Genomic DNA, 18631 nt, shown 5'->3' on the forward strand with positions numbered 1-18631 from the left:
AATAGACTGGCGGCCGACCATAGAAAATGAAGGTTATGCGGATAATAGGCTAAGGGGTACATCCCTTGGGAATAGCATTGTGAGATATAATCCTCGTCGGCCAAAATGGCCTCCTGATTTGCTTTTACCGCATCCTGATAGCGACCGACGCGAATATAGATGTGCCCTGGCATGTGTACGATATGCCCGGCGGCCGGCATTAAGGCACCCAGCTTATCGGCACTGGGCACCGCGAGGTCCGGATCGGGGAGTTCCATCATATGTATGTAATAGTGATGTGCACCCGGGTGATCGGGATTGATCTGAATGGCCTTTTCCAATGCGGCTTTTCCTTTCAAGGTATTCGGGGCTGGATTACCCTCGTTGTCCCAATAGTTCCAGGGCATGGTGTTCATGACCGATTCCGCGTACATGGTTTGAATATTGGCATCTTCTGGGAATTCCGCTACGACCTTGGTCATCGCTTGCATATAGGCGTTGTTCAAATCGGCGATATCCTTCGTTAAATCCTCGCTATTTCTAGTGGCCAGTGCCTCGATCAGGGCTTGCTCTTTTGGACTCGCTTTGGATGCCAATTTTTTCGCCTTGTCGAGGGCCTCATTGGCTTTTTGTTTCCGTTCCTCGTCGGGAAACAAATCGTTGATATTGGCCCCCAGGGCATAGGCCTGTCCCCAAAAGGTCATGGCCGCATTGGGGTCAAGGCGGGAGGCTTCCATAAAAGAGCGGTGTGCCTCGGCATGGTTGAAGGCATAGCTAAGCCGAACCCCCTGATCGAAAAATTTTTGTGCCTGTCCGTTGCTGGTGCTGATCGGAACATGGAGGTTCCCTAAATTTTCGAATAGGGGCGCGATCTGTTGGGTGGTATCCACATTGCTCAATAGGTATTTGGCAACGGTACACTTGATGGGGTTCATACCTGCTTTTTGGAAGTTTTCGGAATTAGCTTCCGATCTTGAAAGGGTTACGTAGATTGCCGATAGCAGCAACATGGCGAGAGCGGCCAGGCTTAACTTTGTTTTCATGGGATGATTATTAAGTGGTTATGCCAATGGAGGTTAAGAACAATACCAAACATTGAAAAATTTAAATACTGAAGGGGGAATTTTATGGGGGAAGGTGGGGAGAACTACCTATAAAGGTAATGAATTTCTAAATAGTAAAATAGGATGAACGCCATCTTTCGGACCCTAAAAATGGTTTTAATGTTTAAAACAGGCTCTTAGTTGCCCTATTTGGGATAGTCGGCCGCCACAACCTTAGCAATGCCCTCGGTATACGGAGACGGTGTCATATTGAACCGCTTTTCAAATTTGCTGCTGTCAAAAACATAGTCCCGATCATACTGATAAAGCATTTCGGGCATTTCTTTCATGACGGGCACGAACAGGCCGATCAGGTGGATCATCCTTTTGGGGGCAACCTGCATTTTCGGTTTTGTTCCTAAGGCCTTGGCGATATGTTCGACCCATTCCTTGCCGGTGTAAGGGTCGGGGGCCGTGGGCAAATGCCAGACCTGGTTGTAGGCATCAGGGGTGTTTCCCAGAAGTGCGGTCGCCTTGCCGGCATCGGGCGTATAGGTAAAGGAGTGCTTGCGATCCGCAGCGCCCATCCAATTGGCCTTTTTTCCCTTGGCGAGATTCTTGATCACCGTTTCGTTGAGCATACTGGTGTTGGCAATGCTCGGCCCATAAAAATCTGCCGAACGGGCAATCAGGGCAGTAAGGTTTCCTGCGTTTATTTCATCCATAAGCATTTGGGAGATTCGTGCCCGTACCTTCCCTTTTTCACTTGGGGGATTGATGGGAGTTTCTTCGTCCATCCCATCCAAATAATCGGAATCGTACATATATATGTTGTCGAAGAATACCAATTTGGAGTCGAATTCCACACAGGCGGCAATGACACTTTCCATTAACTTCGGCCAACGGTTCTGCCAGACTTTTAGATTATAGGGAAATCCCACGGTAACATAGACCACGGATGAACCCTGCACCGCTTTTTTGACGTCATCGGCCTGCAACAGATCTGCCGATAACAAGGTATCGGTATCGTTTACTTTTTCGGGATTGCGGCTTACCAGTCGGATGTCCGTCGTATATTGGGTGAGCGCTTTGGCCAGTTCGATGCCGATGGCACCGCCGGCGCCTAAAATAGTTTGCATAATGTTCTGTTTCCGTAAAGTTAGAGCATTTCCGGATCCATAGGTTTATAATCTCACATGGGTAGCCGTAAATCCATAATAAATTAATCCTGTCTTCTACGGAAAAGTTTAAATGTCTATTTTTATCCTATGGGGCATATTGATAACAATGTGGGAAGGCGGCCAATTTTAGCTTTGGTCGCCATTATTAGCGGCTTCCTCACAAGTTGTAACGATAGCAGAACCACCGAGTACCAAACCCCGGAACTCAATTTCAAGAAGAGCCTGAATAATGGCTTTAGCGTGCCCGAAGGTTGGCAGGTAACTGTATGGGCCGAATCTCCCGACTTGTATAATCCGACGAATATCGATGTGGATGATAAGGGTAGGATTTGGGTTACGGAAGCCGTGAACTATCGGGATTTCAACAATGACCCGGAACACCATCTAAATTTCGACAAAGGGGATCGCGTCATGATTTTGGAGGATACCGATGGTGACGGGATCAGCGACAAATCAAAAGTGTTCGTTCAGGATAAAGATCTTGTAGCCCCGCTTGGCATTGCCGTCGTCGGAAATAAGGTGTTTGTTTCCAGCTCACCTAACCTATTGGTCTATACCGATGAAAACGGGGATGATGTACCTGATAAAAAAGAGATTTTTCTAACCGGTTTTGGTGGATTTGATCACGACCATAGCCTCCATTCCTTAATAGTTGGCCCCGATGGCAACTATTATTTTAACACTGGGAACGCTGGCCCGCACCGGGTAACCGATAAGGCGGGTTGGCAGCTTCGGTCGGGTAGTGTTTATGCTGGCGGAACTCCCTATAATGATAAGAACGAGCCCGCCCAAGTAAGCGATGACGGCCGCATCTGGGTAGGGGGTTTGGCCTTGAGAACAGACAGGCATGGAAATGGACTTACGGTCGTCGGCCATAATTTTCGAAACTCGTACGAAGTTGGGTTGGATTCCTATGGGAATATGTGGCAGAACGACAATGACGACCAAGTGGAAACCTGCCGGGTTACGTGGCTCATGGAAGGAGGTAACGCAGGATATTTCAATGCCAACGGCAAACGCACATGGGAGGCCGACCGCAAACCAGATCAAGGAACCTTCGCAGCCCATTGGCATCAAGACGACCCGGGAGTAATGCCGGTGGGGGACAATACCGGTGCTGGATCGCCTACCGGAGTAGTGGTTTACGAAGGGGATGCCTTTGGTCCCGATTATCGCGGAATGCTGCTAAGTGCCGATGCCGGTCGTAACGTCATCTTTGCGTATCAACCTTCAGGCCAAGGCGCAGGCTTTGATTTGCAACGGCACGACCTGATCGCCTCCACCCAAGAAAATACGGAGGGCTATGTCTGGAACGAAATCGATGACGACCAGCGCAAATGGTTCAGGCCCAGCGATGTGGCGGTCGGAACCGATGGGGCCATTTACATTTCCGATTGGTACGATCCTGTGGTTGGGGGACACCAAATGAAGGACAGCCTGGGCTATGGCCGTATTTACCGCATCGCCCCGGAAGGAAAAAAACTGGAAACCCCAAAACTGGATTTGACGACCACCGAAGGCCAGATGGCCGCACTGCTCAATCCCGCAATAAACGTCAGGAATATAGGTTTTGAAAGGCTATTGGTCCAAGGGGAACAAGTCGTCGATGGGGTAAAAAAAATACTGGAATCCGACAACCCCTATCATCGGTCGCGGGCCGTTTGGTTGCTCGCTGAACTGGGAGATCAAGGCAAATCGCTTGTAGAGGGAATCTTAAAAAATGAACCGGATCCGCGGATAAGGGTCGCGGCTTACCGCGCGCTTAAAAATGATGGGGAATCGGCCTTAAAATATGCATCTATGGCAGTTGATGACCCTTCGCCGCAAGTCCGTAGGGAGGTCGCTATTTCTTTGCGGGATGTTCCCTGGGGAAAAAGTGGTCCGTTAATCAAGGAATTATCTACGGGATATGACGGAAAAGACCGTTGGTACCTCGAAGCCTTGGGGACGGCGATGGAGGGGAAGGAAGAGATCGCTTATGAAGATCTGCTTTCGGCCCAGCCCAAGAATCCCTCGAACTGGTCAGATGCGTTTGCCTCCTTGGTCTGGCGGATACATCCAAAAGCGGCTATAACCGCATTAAAGCAAAGGGCGTTGGCGGAGAACCTTTCCGATAGCCTCAAAAGCCGTGCTGTCGATGCGCTTGCCTTTATCGATGACAAAGCTGCCGTCAAAGCGATGTTCGACCTGAAAGATTCGGCCAGGAACGATGTCGTGAGCGATTTGGCAGGGTGGTGGCTAGATTTCAGGAAGACCAACGATTGGTACGCTTTATGGGACTGGCCATCGGAAAGCGCGTACAGCTTTACGCTACCCGAAGATATCACAAAACTAGAGGAAAGCCTTTTGGATAAGGCCCTTCCGGTCGCCAAAAGGATCGAGGCCGGCAACCGGATGGCGGGCAGCTTGGTCGGGGGCCGGTTGCTGATAAGCCTGGCCGCCGAAGAACAACTTTCCCAAGAAATTGTCGATGGGGTTTCCCAAGCCATTTTCGCCAGTCCCGGGTCGGAGGTCCGTACCTTGGCCCGTCCCTTTTTCAACGCACCTGACGAAAAACGCTATTCCGTCACAGACATTCTAAAATTAAAATCCGATGTTGCCGCAGGGGAAACCCTATTTAGGGGCCAATGCATCACCTGCCACAAAAACGGGTCGGTGGGTAGCGATATAGGTCCGGATTTGTCCTCCATTGGCCAAAAGTTCGATAAACCGGCCATCCTCGATGCCGTAATCCATCCTAACGCCTCCATTGTCTTTGGCTATGAACCGGTAATGATAAGGACAAAATCCGGACAAGCCTTCTACGGTTTTGTACTTTCCGAAGGGGAAACCACGGTTCTAAAGGATATGGTAGGAAAGCGTATCGTGATTCCTTCCGAAGAAATCGATAGCAAAGTGGAAATAAAAACAGGCATTATGCCCACGGCGGCATCACTGGGGCTTACTGATCAGGATCTCGCCAATCTGAGTGCCTATTTATTGACCCTTGAAAATAGCACACAATAATTCCCTTAACCCGTCAAAGCTAAACCTATGAACACTAAAATCAACAGACGACAAGCGTTAAAATCCTCCATTGGGTTGTTTGGCTTGGCATATTTGGGTGCCCCTGAAGCTTTTGCAAAGGATAAAAACGCAAGGTTCAAAATCGGGGCCTGCGATTGGTCGATCGAGCAACAGGCCAAGATAGAAGCTATACAGGTCGGAAAGGAAATCGGACTCGATGGCGTTCAGGTGAGTTTGGGTACCTTGGGCGATGATATGCACCTAAGGCAGGAAGAAATACAACAAAAATATAATGCGGCTTGTGAGAAATACGACATGGCCATAGGCGGTATTGCCATTGGCGAAATGAACAACGTTCCCTACAAATCCGACCCCCGGGCCGAGCAATGGGTTTCCGATAGTATCGACGTCGCCAGAAAAATGGATTGTAAAGTAGTTCTGCTGGCATTCTTCAACAAGGGAGACCTTAAAAACGATGCCGAAGGTACCCAAGAAACCATCAAAAGGCTCAAAAAGGTGGCCCCAAAGGCCGAGGAAAACGGAATTATCCTGGGCATCGAATCATGGTTAAGCGCCGAGGAACATATAGACATTCTAAATGCTGTCGATTCACCGAACGTAAAGGTGTATTATGATGTGGCCAATTCCCACAAAATGGGGTATAATATCTACGATGAGATACGCCAGTTGGGGAAGGAAAATATCTGCGAATTCCACGTCAAGGAGAACGGGTATCTACTGGGACAGGGGAAAATCGATTTTCAGGAAGTACGAAAAGCGATAGATGAGATTCAGTACGAGGGTTGGATGCAGATCGAAGGGGCCATCCCCGAAAACGCCGAAATGTTCGACAGTTATGTTTTGAACAATACCTACATTCGTTCAGTTTTTTAGGACTGGGATTTGACGACTTCTGGCAGGAAGTTTATTTTGTACAGTCCTAATATTTACAAAAGTTGATATCATCCTATTTGGGTTTAACGATTTTTTTAAGAAAAATATGGCTAACGCCCTTGACCAATCATCAAAATCAGCACACATAAATGAAATTATATTCTAAATATCTTCTCGCATTGGCCATTATTCTTATGGTTTCGTGTAACGAATCCCAAAAAAAAGAAAACAAAGGTTCCATGGCCAATGAAACCGCCGATAGCATCGTCAAGCCCAACATCATTTACATTTTGGCCGATGATCTGGGATATGGGGACCTAAGCGTTTACGGACAGAAAAAGTTCAAGACGCCCAACATCGATAAGCTGGCCGAACAAGGTATGTTGTTTACGCAGCACTATTCGGGCAGTACCGTCTGTGCCCCATCAAGATCGGCCTTGATGACCGGCATGCATACAGGGCATACGGTCGTCAGGGGCAACAAAGAGGTGAGGCCTGAAGGGCAGTACCCGATTCCTGATGGCACTTACACCATCGCCGAGGCCCTCAAAAAAGTGGGCTATAGCACAGGGGCTTTTGGCAAATGGGGATTGGGATCTCCGGGTTCGGAAGGCGACCCCACCAACCAAGGCTTCGATACTTTCTATGGTTATAATTGCCAACGTTTGGGACATAACTATTATCCGTATCATTTATGGTCGAACAATGATTCCATCGTACTTCCGGAAAATACGGATGCCAAGGATAGTGCCTATGCCCCTGAACTCATCCACAAGCAGACCCTGAAGTTTATCGATACCAATAAGGACACCCCTTTTTTCTTATTTGTGCCGTCCATAATCCCGCATGCGGAGTTGGCCGCTCCGGAAGCCTATATGGAAAGTCACCGTGGCAAATATCCTCCTGAAAAGGCTTACGAAGGCGTTGATGACGGCCCTGAATTCAACCTGGGTCCGTATAGGTCGCAAGAGGAGACCCATGCCGCCTTTGCAGCTATGATCAATGTGTTGGACGATCAAGTGGGCGACATTATGGCCAAAGTGGAAGGCTTGGGCCTTGCCGACAATACGATTATCATATTTACCTCCGATAACGGCCCCCACACCGAAGGCGGGGCGGATCCGGAATATTTTGATAGTAACGGGCCCTTAAAAGGCACAAAAAGAGACTTGTACGAAGGGGGTATCCGCGTGCCCATGATCGCCCGTTGGCCGGGCAAGATAGCCCCGGGCTCCAAATCGGATTACGTTTCGGCTTTTTGGGACATTTTTCCGACCTTTTCCGAAATTGTCGGGATAACGCCACCGGATAACATGGATGGCGTTTCCCTTTTGCCCACGCTTTTAGGGAAGGATGCAAATCAAAAGGAACACGACTACCTGTATTGGGAATTCCATGAAAAAGGAGGTCGACAGGCCGTACGAAAAGGCAAGTGGAAAGCGGTCAGATACAACGTTTTCAAAAACCCCGACGGCCCCTTGGAACTTTATGATCTGGATAAGGACCAAGGTGAAGAAAACAATATAGCTTCGGAACATCCGGATATCGTGGCTGATATGGAGAATATTTTGAAGACGGCAAGAACACCTTCCGATATCTTTACTTTTGGGCAGGGTACGTATTTGGAAGGAAAAAAATAACAGCTATCAATGTAACCTTTGTTACCGTGCCGCAACCCTAAAATAAGGATATTCGCACTAAAATCAGTATATGGATTGGATATATGAACCTTGGCCTTGGTATGTGGCCGGCCCCTTGATCGCCCTAATTATGTTCGTTTTGTTATTTTTGGGGAAACAATTTGGAATGTCCTCAAACCTACGTACGATGTGTTCCATAGGCGGCGCCGGTAAGGTTTCGGATTTTTTTCGGTTCGATTGGAAAAAGGAACGCTGGAATTTGATGGTCGTGGTAGGCGCCGTTATCGGTGGATTTTTGGCATCCCGGTATATGTCTAAGAACACGGTCGAAATCAACCCCGAAGTCGCCCGACAGCTTTCCGAAGATTATGGTATCGCTAGTGCGGGGGATGCCTATTTGCCCCCTGAAATCTTTGCCGCCGAACAGTTGGGCGACCCGTTTGTTCTTGGTGTTTTGATTTTAGGTGGATTCCTGGTGGGGTTTGGGGCCCGCTATGCCGGTGGTTGTACTTCCGGCCACGCCATTTCCGGTCTAAGTAATTTGCAGTTGCCATCGCTGATCGCCGTAATCGGATTCTTTATCGGTGGCTTGGTCATGGTCCATTTGTTATATCCTTTAATTTTCGGATAAAAAATGAAATACATTACTTATTTAATGGTAGGCGTTTTCTTTGGGATCGTCATGTACAAATCCGAAGCGGCCTCGTGGTTTCGAATTTATGAAATGTTCCAGTTCGGCGCGTTCCATATGTATGGTATTATCGGTTCGGCGTTGGTGTTGGGAATACTTGGTGTTCAGGTCATCAAACGGAGGAATTTAAAAGCCTTCGGCAATCAAGAAATGCGTTTGCAACCAAAGGATAAGGGCGTCTCCCGTTATCTGATCGGCGGTATCATCTTCGGATTGGGCTGGGCCTTGGCGGGGGCGTGTCCGGGACCTATGTACGTGTTGGTCGGTGCCGGCTATTATTCCATTCTTGTGGTCATTGCTGCTGCGCTGTTGGGCACGTTTGTGTATGGGGTATTGAGGGATAAATTGCCGCATTGAGGGATGCAATAACAGCGAAAAATTCTTGAAAACCACTCTTTGAGAACAGGATAAAAGTTTCAAAAGCATTTTTATTGTTGACCTTTCCTAATACTTTAACTTTCGTTGAGGGAGTTTTGAGTATTCATAACCATGATTCACAGTTTTCACGGATTCTTTAAGAAAAAATGGGCTTTTGCTTCTTTATTTTACACCTTTTCCCCGTTCATGTATTCCGACGGCGTCATCTCAAATTGCTTTTGAAAATTGCGCCCAAAACTGGTAGGGGAATTATAGCCTACGATTTCGGCTACTTCGAAAATCTTGTACTTCCCCGTCTTTATTAGCTCTGCCGACTTTTTTAAACGGGTGATGTTGATCAGTTCATTGGGGCTGAGGTTCGAGATGTCCCTTATTTTTCGGTAGAGGGTCGATCGGCTCATGTGCATAATTTCGGCCAGGGTCTCCACGTTGAGATCGTGGTCGGCCATGTTTTCGTAGATGACCTTGTCGAGTTTTTTGATAAAGGTTTCATCGGTCTTAGTGTTGGCGATACTTTTGATATGGGCCAGGGGCGAACTGGAATAATGTTCGAGTACATGCCTGCGGTTTTCGAGAAGGTTGGCCACATGTATCTTCAGGTGCCTCATAGAAAAAGGTTTTTCGATATAGGCATCCGCACCCGATTCAAGGCCTTCCATTTTTGCGTTTACCGCACTTTTTGAGGTGAGCATAATTACGGGAATATGGCTGATCTCCAGATCGGTCTTGATTTTTTTGCAAAGTGTAAATCCGTCGATGCCCGGCATCATGACATCGCTAATAACCAGCTGAATGTTTTCTTCCCCCAAGATTTGTAGGGCCTGCATCCCATTCGAGGCCTTACGTATATGGTATTCAACTTCGAGTTCCTTGGCGACAAAGTTCAAGAGTTCCTCACTGTCCTCTACCAAAAGAATAATGCTTTTACCGTTTTCGATGGATACCGGATCCCGGGGTTTTTCTTCCGGCAGGTTTTCTCGGCGTTCCCTTGTTTCGGTGGACGATTGGGTCAGCCTAAATTCTTTTTCCTGATGCAGGGGCAGTTCGAGTATAAAGCGGTTCGTCTTTCCGTTGTCCGTATCTAGGTGCAACCGGCCTTGGTGCAGTTCGGTTAGGCTTCGGGCCAAGGCCAGCCCGATGCCCGTTCCCGTCTGGTTTTCCGAGCCCGTTAACCGGTAAAAAGGTTCGAATATCCTTTCCCTAAGATGTGGAGGAATCAGGTTTCCATCGTTGTCGATTCGCAGCACGAAGTTTTTTACATCCGCCGTCAAGAGAACCTCAACCTCTTTTTTTGCGTATTTTATGGCGTTGCCAAAGAGGTTGGCCGCAATTTTCCGAAAGGCCTCGGCATCGACAAAGGCAGAAACATCCTTTTCCCCCATATTCATCTTAAAATCGATTTCCTTGTCCTTAATGGCTTCGCTAAACCGGTCATACGTTTTCTGTAGCAATTCGGGGATGTTGGTTTCCACATAAGTAAGATGCATCCCTTCGGTCTCGGTCTTTCTAAAATCGAGTAACTGGTTCACCAGATCCAAAAGCCGGTCGGTGTTTCTTTCTACGATGGAAAGGTTCTCGAAAATCCCCGGATCTCCCTTAATTTTATCCATTGCTTTTTCCAACGGACTCTTTATCAACGTCAACGGGGTACGTATTTCATGGGATATATTGGTAAAGAACTCGATTTTGGCCCGATAGACCTCTTTTTCCTTTCTGTGGTTGAGTTGTTTTATCCTTTGTAAGTTACTCACCTTGATCCGCCGATGGTATTCCCGAAATCCGAGATAGATCAATATGCCGAAGATGATGATGTAAAGGGCGTAGGCCAAATGGCTTTTCCAAAGTACGGGCAGGACTTCGATTTGCAAGGGGGAAGCCTCTTTGCTCCAAACGCCGTTATTGTTCAAGGATTTCACCTTAAAGGTATAGTCACCGGCCGGTAATTGGGTGAACGATACGTTGTGCTTTTTGTTCAGATCGATCCATGCGTCGTCCAGGCCTTCCAACTTATACCAATATTCCCTGGTCTCCGGAGCATTAAAGCCAAGAGCCGCAAAGTCGATGTTAAAGGATGATTCGTTGGGCCCCAACTGTATTTTTGAGGTCTGGATGACCGATTCTTGTAGCGGCGAGCCGGATGGGTCTATCGATACCTCTCTGTTGTTTATTTGTAGACCGGTAATGAAAATAGGGGGCGAGTAGGTATTTTCCATAAATTCATCGGGATCGAAGCTGATCAGTCCGCCTACGCTACCGAAATACATCCTTCCGTTATCGGCCTTGTACGCCGAATTGTAATTGAATTGATCGCTCAACAGTCCGTTGGCCTTGGTGTAGACTTTTTTTTCTTCCGTTTCGGGGTCGAAGGCTATCAATCCGTTGGAGGTGCTTATCCAAAGTCGGTTTTTGGCATCCTCTATAATGGAATAGAAAACGTTGCTCGGGAAACCGTCTTGGGTAGTATAGGTTCTAAAATCTTCGGATTCCTTCCGGTAGCGGTTAAGTCCGTTTTCGGTAGTGACCCAAATATTCCTTTTGCTGTCCTGAAAGATGGCATTTATACCGTTGGCACTGATGGCATTGGGTTTTCTATCGTCATTCCTGAACATCCTTTTCTTATTCGTTTTGAGATCGAAAGTATAGAGACCGTCCCAATACGAGCCTGCCCACAGCACTCCTTCGACGTCCTTCATAAGCGCCGTAAAAAACAGGGTCGGTGGAAACCCGTCCACGATATCGAACCTGTCTTTTTCGGGATCATAGGTCTGTATGCCCGATGCAGTCACGGCATATATGGTTTGCGCCCCGTCTTCGTAAAGGGCATAAATGAAATTGCTCGAAAGCCCGTGGCCATCTCCCAGGCGATAGTGTTTTATGACCTCGCCGGTCGTAAGGTCCATGATATCGAGACCGTGTTCAAAAGTACCTACCCATAGCTGGTCACCCCTGGGCAACAGGGCGTGAATATTGTAGTGCGACAGGGTATGTCCGTCATCGGACGGCATGTAACCGGTAAACTGTTTGGACTTTAGATTCAATCGGTTCAGGCCAGCGTCTTCCGTGCCTATCCATAGGTTTCCGAAAGTATCCTTTTTGATTTCGCGCACGGCATTTCCGCTGATCGAATTTTCGCCGGTTTTCGGAAAATAGGTATCGAACTGGGCATACGGTTTGGGATAATGGTCGATGCCCCCGAAATAGCTGCCGATCCAGACCCCGTTTTCGGTATCGATGGTCAACGTATATAGGGCATTGTCGGAAAGTGCATAGGGATCGTTGTAGCTTTTTTTTAGGTTTTCGTAAGTGCCATTTTTCAGGTCGTAGATGTAGAGTCCCGATTCGGTGGCCATCCACAGTTCTTTATCCTTGACCGCAAAATCCCTTACGTAAAGCGGGTCTTCGCTTTCGGGCAGTAATTTCTCGGCTATTTCGCTGGAAATATCGAAGCGTAGGGCCCCGTGGTTTTGGGTACCTATAAGAAGCGTGTTTTCGTTAAGAGGGGATATTTTACTTATTCTTAGGGGCAGACCATTGTCGGATTCAGCTAGAATTTCGATGGTCTTGAAGGTGTCGTTTTTGCGGTCGTATCTATATATAAAATTGGCGTTGGCGGCCCAGAGGATCCCATCCGGGGTTTTGGTGATCTCTTCGACCGGAAAAAAGTCACCGGTATCGAAACGGGTCAATTTTTTGGAGGCCACATTGTATTTCGACAAGGTATTTCCGGCAACGAACCACAGGTTACCCTCGTCGTCGTTTTCAATGTCGAGAATAGGGAAGTTACCAAGGGCATCGAGCGCCTCAAAGTTTTCAAGTTTGGCATTGTACAGAAACACCCCGCTATCGGTGCCCACCCATAGGTCGCCATTGTATTCGTGGAGGCATTCCACAAAATTACTGCCCAGGCTATTCTGATTCCCACGGTCGTTCCGGAACACCTTGAAGGTATAGCCGTCGAACCGGTTCAGGCCGTCCTTTGTGCCGAACCACATGAACCCCTTTTCATCTTGCAAAGAGCTCAATATTGAATTATGGGAAAGCCCGTCCTCGACCTGGTAATGTCTGAAATAGAACTGCTGCCCCGACAGAAACAAGGGGGCCAGAAAGCTTAGGAACAAAACGGTTAATGCCTTTTTCAAATTTTCAGGTTTTATCGGTGTAGGTGCTTGTCCGGAACGGTCGGGTGATGGTCTTGTTTTCAGAATTTTCCAGTATTGGTAACGTTCCGGGAAATTATTGAACATACAACAAAACGTGTCAAGTCAGGACAAATCGTTTCAAAATCCCTCTAAATTAAGATTAATTTTTTGTTTAAGCGCTTTGTACAGTAAATTGGACCCATAAAGGAAAAAGCCCTGAATTGTATTTAAAAGTGCCCTTTGTTGACAAAAATATATCGAACCTTTTAAAAATCCTTTTTGATGAACGTGAAAAAGTTTTGATTGTTCTGGCCGCCCTCTTATTTTCCATTCGGATTGCGGCCCAATGGAAACCTGCCGGAAATAAGATAAAGACCGAATGGGCGCAAAAAATAGATCCCGAGAACGTGCTGCCCGAATACCCGCGCCCGATGATGGAGCGGCCGGAGTGGAAAAACCTGAACGGATTGTGGGAGTACGCCATACGGCCCCGTGGAAAGTCCTTTCCCCAGAAGTTCGACGGCAAGATTCTGGTGCCATTCGCCGCGGAGTCCAGTTTATCGGGCGTCATGGCAGCCGTCGGTGCAAAAAACGAACTCTGGTACCGCACCGCTTTTGATGTACCCTCCGATTGGGAGGACAAGAATATCCTGTTGCATTTCGGGGCGGTGGACTGGAAGACCGATATTTGGATCAACGACATAAAGGTAGGTTCGCACGAGGGTGGGTATACCCCTTTCTCCTTTAATATTACCCCTTTTTTGGGCGACGGGGAGCAACAATTGATCGTTAAGGTATGGGATCCCACCGATGAGGGGCCCCAACCTCGAGGGAAACAGGTCAAGGAGCCTAAAGGCATCTGGTATACGCCCGTTACGGGCATCTGGCAGACCGTATGGCTGGAACCCGTGTCGCAAAAAAGGATTGCGGGCCCGCAGTGGCAGAACCATAGCTATTTTGACGGTTCGGAATTTAAAAGGACTGACCGATCGGAAGCCATCTACCGAAAAGAATGGCAGGGAATCATGGACTATCTGTTCTCCCACCCCAGCATCGTCTCCTAGGTGCCCTTCAACGAGGCCTGGGGCCAGTTCAAGACCGAGGAAATTTCGGAATGGACAAAAGCCTACGACCCAAGCCGTTTGGTCAACGCGGCCAGTGGCGGCAATTTTTACCGGACCGGCGATATCGTAGACCTGCACAATTATCCCGGTCCCGCCATGTACCTGTACGATGCCGAGCGCACCAATGTTCTGGGCGAATACGGTGGAATAGGGCTGGCCTTGGAAGGGCATCTATGGCGTCCCGATGAAAACTGGGGCTACGTCAAGTTCAAAAATTCCAAGGAAACTACGGATCAATATGTAGAATACGCCGAAGAACTGAAAAAAATGGTCAAGTCCGGTTTCTCCGGGGCGATCTACACCCAGACCACCGACGTCGAGGGCGAGGTCACCGGCTTTATGACCTATGATAGAAAGGTGGATAAGATGGATTTTGCGAGGGTGAAAAAGGTGAACCAAGAAATTATCAATGAACTTCAGAAGTGATGTAAAGGATGCTCCCCTTTTTTCACTAGCCTCCGATGAACGCAGCGTTCGCAAGGTCTGGTGCAGCAGGCGGAGCGGTTGGTCATGAATACATAAATAGGATGAACATATTCAGTAAACTTTATTGCGTTATTTCAACACTATTTCTCTTTGGTTCCTGCAAAGAAGCGGTTAAAGAGAAAACTGTTGCCAAAGACGACCGCCCCAACATCGTCCTGATCATGTCCGACGATATGGGCTATTCCGATATTGCGCCTTATGGAGGCGAGATCGAGACCCCGAACCTAACGGCGCTTGCCGAAAACGGACTGAAATTTACGCAGTTCTATAACACCGGCCGTTGCTGCCCGACCAGGGCTTCGCTATTGACGGGCTGCTATCCGCATCAAGCGGGTATCGGACATATGACCAATTCTCCAGAAAATCCTACAGGACATGATTACGAGGTTCCGGGGTATCGTGGTTCTTTAAACACGAATACGGTAACGATAGCCGAGGTTTTGAAAGACGCCGGGTACCGGACCCTGATGACCGGCAAATGGCATGTGGGGTATACCGACGAAAAAATGTGGCCGTTGCAGAGGGGATTCGATAAATTCTATGGTATTATACCGGGGGCGACCAATCTTTTCAAACCGGAATATCCCCGTGGCATTACTGTAGGTAACGATAGTATAAAGATTGCCGATGAAAATTACTACACTACAGATGCCTTTACCGACGAGGCCATCCAATTTATCGCCGATACGGATGACACGAACAAGGACAGTCCTTTTTTTCTGTATCTTGCCTACAACGCCCCGCACTGGCCCATTCAGGCCCCGCAGGACGTCATCGATAAATACAAAGGAAAATACAGCGAAGGATGGCAAAAACTACGTGAAGAACGCTACGCCCGGATGAAGGAGATGGGCCTGATCGATGCCAATTGGAAGCTCACGGAACAGGATTCCCGAGACTGGGATTCCATCGACGACGAAAAAAAGAAGGAATTGGATTTACGGATGGCCATCTACGCGGCGATGGTCGACCGGATGGACCAAAACATCGGGAAATTGGTCGATAGCCTCAAGGCCCGCGGCCAGTTCGAGAATACTATCATCATGTTCCTGAACGATAACGGGGCCTGCGCCGAATTCGACGAACTGGGCAGTGGGCCTGCCGAGCAATTGGAAACCAAGGAGGGCTATGTACTGTCTTACGGCAGGGCCTGGGCAAACGCATCCAATACGCCATATCGCGAATACAAGCATTTTTTGCACGAGGGTGGCATGGCCACGCCGTTTATCGTACATTGGCCCAAGGGCATCCCAACGGAGAAAAGAGGAGAGACCATTCGCGAACACGGCTTTTTGCCCGACCTTATGGCGACTTCGGTAGACTTGGCTGAGGCCGCCTATCCCAAAAAATATAAAGGGAACGACATCGTGCCCACCGCCGGTAAAAGCTTACGCCCCCTTTTTCAGGAGGCCCCGAAACGAATACATACCGAACCCATTTTCTGGGAACATGAAGGCAATAAGGCCGTCCGCTTGGGCAAGTACAAGCTGGTACAGAAATGGGAAAAGGACGTCAAGGAGAATTGGGAGCTTTATGATATGGAAAAGACCGTACCGAAACCGATAACCTGATTGAAACCCTACCCGAAAAGGCACAGGAAATGATATCCCTTTATGACGATTGGGCGGGTAAAAGCAATGTGCTGCCTTGGGAAGAGGTCCAACAGATACGGGAGAAATTGAAGTCGGAGAGGAGTAGCAAATGATTTAGGATAGAGGTCGGTAGATAATTATATTGGCTCAATAATAAAAAATGCCGAAGGCGGAGGTTTCGTCGGGAAACTACAATTTCCTAAAATTTTTGAATTCGAAAATAGCGGGATAGAACGTTGATTTATGGCGTATTGATAGCCGCTTAACTATAAATGTGAAACTATTTAAATTATGAAAAATAAATTATTGGTACTCTTAACCGTCTTCATGCTCACCACCTACCAAAACAACGCCCAAGACCTTCTAAAAGTGGCTGTCGTAGGCCTCAGCCATGACCATGCCCATGAAATCATGAACGCCTACCGGGAAAACCGGGTAAAACTGTTGGGTATAGCGGAAAGCGACAAGAACCTGATAGCCCGCTATACAAAGGATTACCAAGTACCCGATACGTTGTTCTATCCGGATACGGAAACTATGCTAAAGAAGGTGAGTCCCGATGTGGTCATGGCCTATAACCCCATCAATGAACATTTGGCAGTGGCGGAAATCTGCCTTCCCATGAAAATACCACTTATGGTCGAAAAACCTTTGGCGACCACCTTGGCGGATGCCCAAAAAATGGCCACGCTTGCCCGCGAAAACAATACCCATTTATTGACGAACTTCGAGACCACTTGGTACCCCAGCGTACAGCGGATGAAGGCGTTGGTGGGGGAGTCCGATTTCGGAAAGACTACCAAAATGATCGCAAAAGACGGCCACGAAGGCCCCAAGGAAATCGGTTGCAGCAAAGAATTTTTGGCCTGGCTCACCGACCCGGTAAAGAACGGTGGTGGCGCGGTAATGGATTTTGGTTGTTACGGCGCCAATCTCATGACCTGGCTGCAGAACGGGAAGCGGCCTATTGCGGTCACCGCGGTAACGAAACAAATGAAGCCCGAAGTATACCCGAAAGTCGACGACGACGCTACCATAACGTTGGAATATGTAGACGCCATCGGTATCATCGAAGCCTCTTGGAACTGGTCGTACAGCATCAAAAGTTTCGAGGTTTATGGGACAACCAGCTCCTATTACGCTCCGAACGGAAAGACGCTGGTCAAGAACAAAACTCCGGTAGAAACGGAAAAGATAGCCTTGCCCCAGGAGTATTACAAAAATCACATAGCGTATCTTGAAGCCGTACTTTCGGGAAAAATTAAGCCCGAAAACGACCTTTCGTCGCTATCGAACAACCTGATCGTGGTTGAGATTCTCGAAGCCGCCAAAAAATCGGCCGAAACGGGGAAGCGGATCGAGCTTTAGTATGTTCAGTCGAGCACCAAGCACCGAGCACCAAACAAAATGCTATGAAACAAAAACTCCTACTAAGCATCGCCTGCATTACCATTGGCATTTCAGGTATTTCCCAAGAAAAGAAACCTGGAGATGGCAACCCTATTTTCGAAGGCTGGTACGCCGACCCCGAGGGCGTGGTTTTCGACGATACCTACTGGGTTTTCCCGACCTTTTCCAACGATTACGACAAGCAGTTGCATTTCGATGCCTTTTCATCCAAGGATCTGGTCAACTGGGAAAAGCACAAACGCATTTTGGATACTACCCAGATCAAGTGGTTACGACAAGCTTTATGGGCACCCTCGATCATTGAAAAAAACGATAAATACTTCCTGTTTTTCGGGGCCAACGACATTCAAAGACCCGGAAGGGATTCGTACGACCCTAACGAGGACCGAGATCACCGCGTGGTCTGCCTGGATAGAATGGAGTTCAACGACGACGGCACCGTAAAACCCGTAAAAATGACCTTTAAAGGGATTTCGGCGGAATAGCTTATTTTTAGTAAGACGACTATTTATTCAAACCAGATGCCACTCTTCAGAACCTTTTTTTCGGGTCTCATAGCTTGCCTAAGCTGCTTTGGTGCGGCTTCCCAAGATTTGTCGAACAGTTCACGTTTAAGCGAAAAGCCCGCTATGGCAGCCACGGCACTAGAAAAAACCCCAGTTATCGACGGCGACGTCCTGAACGACGAAATTTGGCAGGGGGTCGCTGCATTTGACAATCTGACCCAGGCACAACCCAACTTCGGAAGGCCGGCTTCCGAAAAGACCGAGATCCGGGTGGGGTATACCGCCGAAACCTTCTTCGTATCCGTAGTCTGTTACGATAAACAACCTGATAAACTGGTGGTATCGGATGCACGGCGTGATGCCAATCTTGATAATACCGATGCATTTATTTTTTATTTTGGACACCTATAAGGATGGCCAAAACGGTTTTGTTTTCGGAACGAACTCCATCGGCGTCGAATACGATGCGCAGGTAGACAACGAAGGGCAGGGCAACACCAATGTAAACCGCCAACAGGTCGGTACGATCGGAGGGTTCAACCTAAATTGGGACGGCTCTTGG

The 18631-nt window shown here is 48.1% G+C and carries 14 protein-coding genes and 1 pseudogene; 12 read left to right on the forward strand and 3 right to left on the reverse strand.

Features of this window, described 5'->3' with window-relative positions:
• Together ACEW8S_RS10150 and ACEW8S_RS10155 are read right to left on the reverse strand one after the other, a co-directional pair.
• Nucleotides 1–1022 (reverse strand): annotated as a pseudogene (locus ACEW8S_RS10150) (hypothetical protein); the annotation flags it as partial.
• Between the two features lie 206 nt (nt 1023–1228).
• Nucleotides 1229–2161 carry an NAD-dependent epimerase/dehydratase family protein gene (locus tag ACEW8S_RS10155; RefSeq protein WP_373518039.1) on the reverse strand — a complete coding sequence of 311 codons (933 nt, stop codon included), beginning with the start codon at nt 2159–2161 and terminating at the stop codon, nt 1229–1231.
• A 129-nt stretch (nt 2162–2290) separates the two neighbouring features.
• Here ACEW8S_RS10155 and ACEW8S_RS10160 point away from each other — a divergent pair, with 129 nt between their 5' ends.
• The 5 genes from ACEW8S_RS10160 to ACEW8S_RS10180 all read left to right on the forward strand — a co-directional run bounded on the left by ACEW8S_RS10160 (nt 2291) and on the right by ACEW8S_RS10180 (nt 8791).
• On the forward strand, nt 2291–5209 hold the full coding sequence (locus ACEW8S_RS10160; protein ID WP_373518040.1) for a PVC-type heme-binding CxxCH protein: 2919 nt from the start codon (nt 2291–2293) through the stop codon (nt 5207–5209).
• A gap of 27 nt (nt 5210–5236) precedes the next feature.
• Nucleotides 5237–6103, forward strand: a complete 867-nt coding sequence (locus ACEW8S_RS10165) for a sugar phosphate isomerase/epimerase family protein (RefSeq protein WP_373518041.1) — start codon at nt 5237–5239, stop codon at nt 6101–6103.
• A gap of 149 nt (nt 6104–6252) precedes the next feature.
• Nucleotides 6253–7743, forward strand: a complete 1491-nt coding sequence (locus tag ACEW8S_RS10170; RefSeq protein WP_373518042.1) for an arylsulfatase — start codon at nt 6253–6255, stop codon at nt 7741–7743.
• A gap of 70 nt (nt 7744–7813) precedes the next feature.
• Nucleotides 7814–8374, forward strand: a complete 561-nt coding sequence (locus ACEW8S_RS10175) for a YeeE/YedE family protein (RefSeq protein ID WP_373518043.1) — start codon at nt 7814–7816, stop codon at nt 8372–8374.
• Nucleotides 8375–8377: 3 nt separating this feature from the next.
• Nucleotides 8378–8791, forward strand: a complete 414-nt coding sequence (locus ACEW8S_RS10180; protein ID WP_373518044.1) for a DUF6691 family protein — start codon at nt 8378–8380, stop codon at nt 8789–8791.
• A gap of 188 nt (nt 8792–8979) precedes the next feature.
• Here the strand turns inward: ACEW8S_RS10180 and ACEW8S_RS10185 are convergent, their stop codons facing one another.
• Nucleotides 8980–12951, reverse strand: coding sequence for a two-component regulator propeller domain-containing protein (locus tag ACEW8S_RS10185; protein WP_373518045.1), 3972 nt, complete (start codon nt 12949–12951; stop codon nt 8980–8982).
• 221 nt (nt 12952–13172) lie between these two features.
• Here ACEW8S_RS10185 and ACEW8S_RS10190 point away from each other — a divergent pair, with 221 nt between their 5' ends.
• The 7 genes from ACEW8S_RS10190 to ACEW8S_RS10220 all read left to right on the forward strand — a co-directional run.
• Nucleotides 13173–14015, forward strand: coding sequence for a sugar-binding domain-containing protein (locus ACEW8S_RS10190; protein ID WP_373518046.1), 843 nt, complete (start codon nt 13173–13175; stop codon nt 14013–14015).
• The gene (locus ACEW8S_RS10195) at nt 14016–14501 is read left to right on the forward strand and encodes a hypothetical protein (RefSeq protein ID WP_373518047.1); all 486 of its coding nucleotides are present in this window, start codon (nt 14016–14018) and stop codon (nt 14499–14501) included.
• Between the two features lie 101 nt (nt 14502–14602).
• Nucleotides 14603–16132 (forward strand): arylsulfatase, encoded by a 1530-nt coding sequence (locus ACEW8S_RS10200; protein ID WP_373518048.1) that lies wholly within the window; start codon nt 14603–14605, stop codon nt 16130–16132.
• 312 nt (nt 16133–16444) lie between these two features.
• Nucleotides 16445–17521, forward strand: coding sequence for a Gfo/Idh/MocA family protein (locus ACEW8S_RS10205; protein ID WP_373518049.1), 1077 nt, complete (start codon nt 16445–16447; stop codon nt 17519–17521).
• Nucleotides 17522–17565: 44 nt separating this feature from the next.
• Nucleotides 17566–18048: a family 43 glycosylhydrolase gene (locus tag ACEW8S_RS10210; protein ID WP_373518050.1), complete on the forward strand. Its 483-nt coding sequence runs from the start codon at nt 17566–17568 to the stop codon at nt 18046–18048.
• A gap of 144 nt (nt 18049–18192) precedes the next feature.
• Nucleotides 18193–18480: a hypothetical protein gene (locus ACEW8S_RS10215; RefSeq protein ID WP_373518051.1), complete on the forward strand. Its 288-nt coding sequence runs from the start codon at nt 18193–18195 to the stop codon at nt 18478–18480.
• The coding region (locus tag ACEW8S_RS10220) for a hypothetical protein (RefSeq protein ID WP_373518052.1) at nt 18449–18631 on the forward strand (183 nt) is incomplete at its 3' end. The genes ACEW8S_RS10215 and ACEW8S_RS10220, both read left to right, overlap by 32 nt.

Origin of the sequence: Pricia sp. (assembly GCF_041745955.1) — a bacterium.
Classification (GTDB): Bacteria; Bacteroidota; Bacteroidia; order Flavobacteriales; family Flavobacteriaceae; genus Pricia.

Bases quoted from the DNA above. Each gene is read 5' to 3' on its own strand.
- ACEW8S_RS10165 (WP_373518041.1), top strand. From the start codon at position 5,237: ATGAACACTAAAATCAACAGACGACAAGCGTTAAAATCCTCCATTGGG.
- ACEW8S_RS10200 (WP_373518048.1), top strand. From the start codon at position 14,603: ATGAACATATTCAGTAAACTTTATTGCGTTATTTCAACACTATTTCTC.
- ACEW8S_RS10180 (WP_373518044.1), top strand. From the start codon at position 8,378: ATGAAATACATTACTTATTTAATGGTAGGCGTTTTCTTTGGGATCGTC.
- ACEW8S_RS10155 (WP_373518039.1), bottom strand. From the start codon at position 2,161: ATGCAAACTATTTTAGGCGCCGGCGGTGCCATCGGCATCGAACTGGCC.
- ACEW8S_RS10210 (WP_373518050.1), top strand. From the start codon at position 17,566: ATGAAACAAAAACTCCTACTAAGCATCGCCTGCATTACCATTGGCATT.
- ACEW8S_RS10160 (WP_373518040.1), top strand. From the start codon at position 2,291: ATGGGGCATATTGATAACAATGTGGGAAGGCGGCCAATTTTAGCTTTG.
- ACEW8S_RS10215 (WP_373518051.1), top strand. From the start codon at position 18,193: ATGGCAGCCACGGCACTAGAAAAAACCCCAGTTATCGACGGCGACGTC.
- ACEW8S_RS10175 (WP_373518043.1), top strand. From the start codon at position 7,814: ATGGATTGGATATATGAACCTTGGCCTTGGTATGTGGCCGGCCCCTTG.
- ACEW8S_RS10205 (WP_373518049.1), top strand. From the start codon at position 16,445: ATGAAAAATAAATTATTGGTACTCTTAACCGTCTTCATGCTCACCACC.
- ACEW8S_RS10170 (WP_373518042.1), top strand. From the start codon at position 6,253: ATGAAATTATATTCTAAATATCTTCTCGCATTGGCCATTATTCTTATG.